Origin of the sequence: Blautia segnis, from assembly GCF_014287535.1 — a bacterium.
GTDB classification, from domain to species: Bacteria; Bacillota; Clostridia; order Lachnospirales; family Lachnospiraceae; genus Blautia_A; species Blautia_A acetigignens.
The window spans coordinates 119,846-127,535 of record NZ_JACOOT010000036.1 but is presented as its reverse complement, the minus strand read 5'-3'; the positions used below and the strand labels follow the sequence as shown (position 1 = coordinate 127,535).

The 7,690-nt window shown below is 45.6% G+C and carries 7 protein-coding genes; 6 read left to right on the top strand and 1 reads right to left on the bottom strand.

Going from position 1 to position 7,690, the window contains the following annotated elements:
- The first annotated feature begins 292 nt into the window (after window positions 1-292).
- Genes H8S54_RS15600 through H8S54_RS15590 form a run of 3 tightly spaced genes read left to right on the top strand, consistent with a single transcriptional unit; the run spans window position 293 to window position 3,719 of the window.
- Window positions 293-1,762 (top strand): sodium-dependent transporter, encoded by a 1,470-nt coding sequence (locus tag H8S54_RS15600; protein WP_186901785.1) that lies wholly within the window; start codon window positions 293-295, stop codon window positions 1,760-1,762.
- A 32-nt stretch (window positions 1,763-1,794) separates the two neighbouring features.
- Window positions 1,795-2,985 carry a pyridoxal phosphate-dependent aminotransferase gene (locus tag H8S54_RS15595; protein ID WP_186901784.1) on the top strand — a complete coding sequence of 397 codons (1,191 nt, stop codon included), beginning with the start codon at window positions 1,795-1,797 and terminating at the stop codon, window positions 2,983-2,985.
- A 23-nt stretch (window positions 2,986-3,008) separates the two neighbouring features.
- Window positions 3,009-3,719 (top strand): glycosyltransferase family 2 protein, encoded by a 711-nt coding sequence (locus H8S54_RS15590; protein ID WP_021925138.1) that lies wholly within the window; start codon window positions 3,009-3,011, stop codon window positions 3,717-3,719.
- 163 nt (window positions 3,720-3,882) lie between these two features.
- On the opposite strand, the gene typA is transcribed toward H8S54_RS15590, so the two are convergent.
- The gene (gene typA / locus H8S54_RS15585; protein WP_117851234.1) at window positions 3,883-5,718 is read right to left on the bottom strand and encodes a translational GTPase TypA; all 1,836 of its coding nucleotides are present in this window, start codon (window positions 5,716-5,718) and stop codon (window positions 3,883-3,885) included.
- A gap of 429 nt (window positions 5,719-6,147) precedes the next feature.
- On the opposite strand from typA, the gene H8S54_RS15580 reads away from it, so the two are divergent.
- From H8S54_RS15580 to H8S54_RS19480, 3 genes are all read left to right on the top strand, one after another.
- The gene (locus H8S54_RS15580; RefSeq protein WP_117851232.1) at window positions 6,148-6,771 is read left to right on the top strand and encodes a single-stranded DNA-binding protein; all 624 of its coding nucleotides are present in this window, start codon (window positions 6,148-6,150) and stop codon (window positions 6,769-6,771) included.
- Window positions 6,772-7,105: 334 nt separating this feature from the next.
- On the top strand, window positions 7,106-7,615 hold the full coding sequence (locus tag H8S54_RS15575) for a cob(I)yrinic acid a,c-diamide adenosyltransferase (RefSeq protein ID WP_021925714.1): 510 nt from the start codon (window positions 7,106-7,108) through the stop codon (window positions 7,613-7,615).
- Between the two features lie 6 nt (window positions 7,616-7,621).
- Window positions 7,622-7,690 carry a DUF6783 domain-containing protein gene (locus tag H8S54_RS19480; RefSeq protein WP_408610294.1) on the top strand — a complete coding sequence of 23 codons (69 nt, stop codon included), beginning with the start codon at window positions 7,622-7,624 and terminating at the stop codon, window positions 7,688-7,690.

Sequence of the window (7,690 nt, the reverse complement as noted above, 5' to 3'; positions counted from 1 at the left end):
ACAAAACGTCATAAAACGCTAGTGAAATATGATTAATTTTAAAAATAAAAAAAGCCTGTCAGCCGCTAAATAAAAGGCTTTCAAGCTACAAGCAAACATGTGATGCTGCAAAACTGTGGAGAAAGTCAGTTGATGACTTTAAAACATTAAACTCCCATCACATAAAAGCGTTGACATAAAAGAGTGGGAGCGTTACAATAAGATATCGGAAAAATAATGAAAAGGGCTGGCTTTAACCGGTCCTTTTTAATGTTTTCCAACAAAAAATAAAAAAAGAAACAAGGGGGACGTTTTGAAAGAAAGAGAAACATTCGGGTCGCGGCTGGGATTTATCCTGGTTTCCGCAGGATGCGCCATCGGACTGGGAAATGTGTGGAAATTCCCGTACATGGCAGGGAAATACGGCGGCGCGGCATTTATTCTGATTTATTTGGTATTTTTGGTGCTGCTTGGGCTGCCGGTGCTGGTATGTGAATTTGCGGTAGGACGTGCAAGCCGCAAAAGTACGGCAAGAGCATTCCACGATTTGGAACCGGAAGGCTCCAATTTCCACAATTTCAGCTACATGAGCATGGTTTCCAACTATGTGCTGATGATGTTCTACACAATGGTAGCGGGATGGATGCTGTATTACTGCTATGCCATGGCAGCAGGTAAATTAGCGGGAAAAGATTCCGCACAGGTAACAGATTACTTTACAGAACTTCAGGGTTCCGCTGGTACAATGACCTTATGGATGGTGATCGTAGTTGTTTTATCTTTTGGCGTTTGTTCCCTGGGCGTACAGCGCGGCCTTGAGAAAATCACCAAAGTAATGATGCTCAGCCTTCTGGCACTGATCGTAGTTCTCGCAATCCATTCCCTCACTTTGGATGGGGCAATGGAAGGCGTGAAATTTTATCTGGTGCCGGATTTTGCCTCCATGAAAGAAATCGGGATTGGAAATGTAATTTTCGGAGCATTGTCACAGGCATTTTTTACATTAAGCATTGGTGCAGGTTCCATGACTATTTTTGGAAGCTACCTGGGCAAAGACAGATCCCTTCTGGGAGAATCCATTCACATTACCGTGTTGGATACCTTCGTGGCATTGATGGCTGGACTGATCATTATTCCGGCATGCTTCGCATTCGGTGTAGAGCCAGGCGCAGGTCCAGGACTGGTATTTATCACGCTGCCGAATGTATTTAACCAGATGGCAGGCGGCAGAATCTGGGGAGCTTTATTTTTCCTGTTTATGTCTTTTGCCTCCCTGTCCACGGTAATTGCAGTATTCGAGAATATTTTGTCCTATTCCATGGACCGGAAAGGCTGGAGCCGGGGGAAAGCAGTAGCAGTGAATATGGTTGTAATGATCCTTCTTTCCCTTCCGGCAGTGCTGGGATTCAATGTGCTGTCCGGCATACAGCCCCTTGGAGCAGGAACCAACATTATGGACCTGGAGGACTTTATTGTATCAAATAATATTCTTCCCCTTGGCTCTGTAGTATTCGTTATGTTCTGCGTATCCAGATACGGCTGGGGATGGAAAAATTTCATCAAAGAGGCTGACACTGGCGAGGGATTGAAATTCCCCACAAATGTGCAGAAATATATGCTGTACGTAATTCCTGCAGTGGTAGTTGTAATTTATCTGAAAGGCTATTATGATATGTTTAGTCCGAAAGGACTGGCTGTGCTGGCTGTATGGATGATCGTAAGCCTGCTGGTGCTGGCATTTGTAAGCTGGATCATTTTCGGAAACAAAAAGACAAAGCGATAACATTTAAGACATAAGCAAAGGAGTGACCCAAAATGATAGCAGAAAAAATGAAACCTTACGTAAAAAACAATTCTGCAATCCGTATGATGTTTGAGGAAGGAAACCGTCTTCGTGCCATTTACGGACCGGAGAATGTGTTTGATTTCAGCCTTGGAAATCCAAGCGTTCCGGCTCCGGACTGTGTGCGCCAGGCAATCATTGACCTGGTAAATGAGGAGGAACCTACCATTCTTCATGGATATATGAGTAATGCAGGTTTCGAGGATGTGCGCCAGACCATCGCAGAATCTTTGAACCGCAGATTTGGAACTTCCTTTGCGGCAAAGAACCTGATTATGACAGTTGGAGCGGCAAGCGGACTGAACGTAGCCTTTAAAACAATCCTGAATCCTGGGGAAGAAGTCATTGTTTTTGCACCTTATTTCCTGGAGTACGGTGCATATGTAAGGAATTATGACGGCAAGCTTGTGGAAATTTCACCGGATACCGCCACCTTCCAGCCGAACCTGAAGGAATTTGAGGAGAAAGTCACACCGAAGACCCGTGCTGTCATTGTGAATACCCCTCACAATCCAACTGGAGTTGTTTATTCCGAGGAAACTATCAAGAAGCTGGCAGAGATTCTGGAAGCGAAGCAGAAGGAATTTGGCACCGTGATTTATCTGATTTCGGATGAGCCGTACAGAGAGCTGGCTTACGACGGCGTGCAGGTTCCTTATCTGACGAAATACTATGCAAATACCATTGTTGGCTATTCCTACAGCAAATCCCTTTCCCTGCCGGGAGAGCGTATCGGATATCTGGTTATCCCGAATGAGGCAGATGGAAGTGAAGAGCTGATTGCGGCAGCAGCTATTGCAAACCGTACCATTGGCTGTGTCAACGCACCGTCTTTGATCCAGAAGGTAATTGCCAAATGTGTGGATGCAGAGGTTGATGTGGCAGCTTATGATAAGAACCGTCTTGCTCTTTATAATGGCCTGAAGGATCTCGGTTTCGAATGCATTAAGCCGCAGGGTGCTTTTTATCTTTTCGTGAAATCCCCTGTTGCAGATGAAAAAGCATTCTGCGAAGCTGGCAAGAAATACAACATTCTTATGGTACCGGGAAGTTCTTTCGCATGCCCTGGATATGTGAGACTGGCTTACTGCGTATCTTATGAGACTATTATGAATTCTCTGCCGCAGTTTGCAAAACTGGCAGAGGAATTTGGACTGAAATAAAATTTAGAAAATCGGAGGGGATTATGTCCAGTTTATATATCGTAATTCCAGCGTATAACGAATCTGCGAATATTGAGAGAACCATTGACCAGTGGTATCCGGTGGTGGAGCGGCACAATGATGAAGGCAAATCCAGGCTTGTGATCATCAATGACGGAAGCAAGGATCATACATACCAGCTTCTGCAAAAATGCGCCGCATCACGTCCCCTGCTTATTCCTCTGGACAAACCAAATGGTGGACATGGTCCTACAGTTCTTTATGGATACCGCTATGCTATTCAGAATCATGCAGATTACATTTTCCAGACTGATTCTGACGGACAGACCAACCCGGATGAATTCGAGCCCTTCTGGAACCAGAGAGGCCGCTATGATGCGGTGATCGGCACACGTTCTGTTCGCGGTGACGGCAAGTCACGGAAGTTTGTGGAGAATGTAGTGTGTTTTCTCCTGAGAATGATCTTCGGGGTAAAAGTGTCCGACGCCAATGCGCCCTATCGCCTGATGAAAACAGACCTGGTGGCCAAATACATCGGCAAGCTGCCAGAGGATTTCAACATCCCCAACATCATGTTCACCACATACTTTGTCCACTACAAAGAAAAAGTAAAGTTCATCGACATCACCTTCAAACCCCGACAAGGCGGAACCAATTCCATCAACGTGAAAAAGATCGTGAAGATCGGGTGGAAGGCTGTAAAGGATTTTTATAAGCTGAAGAAGGAGCTTTAGAGTGGCTTAGTGAAGAAATCGTTGCCCGGACGCGAGTTCACAAGGTATATTCATCGCAGGTCGTCGCAACACTCCGCCAACTTATGCGAATATAAAAATAAAAAAGCAGATAAATCTTAACTCACCCAGCTAAGACCTATCTGCTTTTTTTTATTATAATTTCTTATGCATTCTTCTTAATAGAAGCTCTCTTCCTGTCACGGGAATCCAGAATCTTCTTACGGATACGAAGGCTGGTAGGAGTAACCTCCAGGAGCTCATCGGTGTCGATAAACTCGATAGCCTGCTCCAGGCTGAGAACTCTCGGAGGAGTCAGCTTCAGCGCCTCATCAGCAGAAGAGGAACGAGTGTTAGTCAGATGCTTGGTCTTGCAGACATTCAGCTCAATATCCTCTGCCTTACCATTCTGTCCGATAACCATACCGCTGTAAACCTTTGCGCCAGGTCCGATAAACAAAGTACCACGCTCCTGAGCTGCGAACAGACCATAAGTAACAGCCTCGCCGCCCTCAAATGCGATCAGGGATCCCTGCTTACGATACTGGAAATCTCCCTTATATGGAGAATATCCGTCAAAAATAGTATTGATAATACCAGTACCCTTAGTAGAAGTCAGGAAGTTTCCACGGAAACCAATCAGTCCACGGGAAGGAATGTGGAACTCAAGACGAACAGAACCGTCGCTTGCAGTACTCATTCCCTGAAGCTCACCCTTACGCTCACTAAGCATCTGGATTACAGTACCGGAAAACTCCTCCGGAACATCAATATAAGCGATCTCCATTGGCTCTAACTTCTTGCCGCGCTCGTCAATTTTGTAAAGAACCTCCGGCTTGCTGACTGCAAACTCATATCCCTCACGTCTCATATTCTCAATAAGAACGGAAAGATGAAGCTCACCACGTCCGGAAACCTTAAAGCATTCAGTTGTCTCAGTATCCTCAACACGAAGGCTGACATCTGTATTTAACTCTCTGTAAAGTCTGTCACGGAGATGACGGGAAGTAATGTATTTACCCTCCTGTCCTGCAAGCGGGCTGTCATTTACCAGGAAGTTCATAGCGATAGTAGGCTCAGAAATCTTCTGGAACGGAATTGCCTCCGGGTTGTCGCCGCCGCAAAGAGTATCTCCAATATGAATCTCCGCAATACCGGAAATTGCAACAATAGATCCGATGGTTGCTTCTTTTACCTCAACCTTGTTCAGACCGTCAAACTCATAAAGCTTGCTGATCTTAACCTTCTGTTTCTTGTCCGGGTCATGATGGTTCAGAAGGGTAAGCTCCTGGTTCACAGAAATAGTACCGCTCTCAACTTTACCAACACCGATACGTCCAACATACTCATTGTAATCAATTGTACTGATCAGTACCTGAGTATCTCCATCCGGGTCTCCTTCCGGAGCAGGGATGTATTTCAGAATTGCCTCAAACAGAGGCTCCATGTTCTCCGGTGTATCCTTCAGATCCAGAACAGCATGTCCGGTCTTTGCAGATGCATACAGGAACGGACAGTCAAGCTGCTCATCAGAAGCACCAAGGTCCATCAGAAGCTCAAGTACCTCATCTACAACCTCATCCGGTCTTGCTTCCGGACGGTCTATTTTGTTAATGCAGACGATTACGTGCAGATCCAGCTCAAGAGCTTTTTTCAGAACGAATTTGGTCTGAGGCATGGCACCTTCGAAAGCATCAACCAGAAGGATAACGCCGTCTACCATTTTCAGTACACGCTCAACCTCGCCGCCGAAGTCAGCATGTCCTGGGGTATCGATAATGTTGATCTTTGTGTCTTTGTAATGAACTGCTGTGTTCTTGGAGAGAATTGTGATACCACGCTCTCTCTCAATGTCATTAGAGTCCATGACACGTTCCTGAACCTCCTGGTTGGCACGGAAAACACCGCTCTGCTTCAGCAGCTGGTCTACCAGTGTGGTTTTACCATGGTCAACGTGGGCAATGATGGCTACGTTACGTACATCTTCGCGTTTCGTCTTCATAAAAATCGAAATCCTTTCTTTATCGCGGCAGAAGAGGTTCTGTCGCTTTCTTTCCTTAATTAATTATAATGTGATTATTGTGCATTGTCTATAGTCAGATACTGTCCGTTGGATGTGTTCCGCGAGGTGTTTTTTGTGAACAGAGTTCACAGAAAACCCGAGAAATGCAGCGCGAAATCATGCTTGCATGATTTCTGTGCATCGCGTAGCGGTTGCTGTGAACGAAGTGAACAGTAACCAAATTCCCAGTTTACCACATTTTTCGCAGATTACAAGGTGTTAAAAAAATTTTTTTAAAATTTCTGGTTCTAAATGCGTGCATCCTCTCATAGATTTTATAGACCAACAAGTAAGACAAGTATCCCAGATATAAACGGGATGCCGGGAAAGTCTGCAGAAAAAAGTGAGAAGAGGAAGGAGAACTACATCATGGCAGATAAAATTATTGAAAACAATCAGGTTTCCATCACAGGAAAGATCACAACAGGTTTTTCATTCAGTCACCAGGTTTACGGCGAAGGCTTTTACACAATGGAGCTTCTTGTGAAAAGACTAAGTGACTCTCAGGACCGGATCCCTGTGATGGTATCTGAACGACTGGTAGACGTTACACAGGATTATGTGGGACAGTATGTGGAAATCCACGGACAGTTCCGTTCCTATAACAGACATGAGGAGAAGCATAACCGCCTGGTGCTTTCCGCATTTGCCCGGGAGCTGCGCTTTATTGAGGAAGAAGAGGCGATGACGCCAGTGAACCAGATTTTCCTGGACGGATATATCTGCAAGCCTCCGGTTTACCGCAAAACCCCGCTTGGAAGGGAAATCGCGGACCTCCTTCTTGCTGTAAACCGCCCCTATGGGAAATCAGACTACATACCCTGTATCTGCTGGGGACGAAATGCCCGCTACGCATCTGCCTTTGAGGTAGGCGGACATGTGCTGATCTGGGGCAGAATCCAGAGCCGGGAATACATGAAGCGGATTGGGGAAAACGAGACCCAGAAGCGAACCGCCTACGAGGTCTCCGTAAGCAAGCTGGAATATGTATAAAAACTGGCTCCACCCAGCTGATTTCCAGGCAAAAAGTTACTGTTCACTCCGTGATCAGTAACACGCTTCGCGATGCACAGAAATCATGCATTCGCATGATTTCGCGCTGCAATTCTCGGGTTTTCTGTGAACTTTGTTTACAAAAAACACCTCGCGGAATGTTACCAGTGAACAGTAACGGCAAAAAGACAGTGCATAGCCATGAAAAAAGCATAGCTTGCATTTCTGGCAGTTTTGCGGTAATATAAGCATATTAAGAATGGCGCATTTTGCGCGTAGCTGTAAAGGTACTGAACAGTTACTATTATTTTTAACAACAATAAGAGGAATCAGTATGGAAAAAGAAATGGCAGAGGTTTATTGCGGAAATGGCAGAGGCAAGACCACATTGGCAATTGGTCAGGCACTGCGCGCATCTTCTCAGGGCAAGAGCGTGATCATCATTCAGTTCCTGAAGGGAAATGAACGGCGCGAGCTGGATTTCCTGGAAGAACTGGATCAGCTGGACATCAAGATCTTCCGCTTCGAGAAGATGGAGACCTGCTACGACCAGTTAAATGAGGAAGAGCAGGCAGAAGAGAAACGCAATATTCTGAATGGACTAAATTTTGCCCGCAAGGTAATTGCAACCCAGGAATGCGATTTTCTGGTATTGGACGAGATCCTTGGACTTCTGGATAAGCATATCGCAACTGTGGATATGGTTACCGAGCTTCTGAAGCAGAAGGACGAATCTATGCATATTATTCTCACAGGCAACCGGGTAGACCAAGGTCTCTTGGATTATGTAGACCGTGTGACTACCATTACCACTCTCGAAAGAGATAAAATGCCGCTGGTCTGACCGGGCGTGCAGATTGCGGGAATGATTTTTCAAACACGCTCTAGAGCCTTTTTTAAACATGCTCTAAACTGCTGA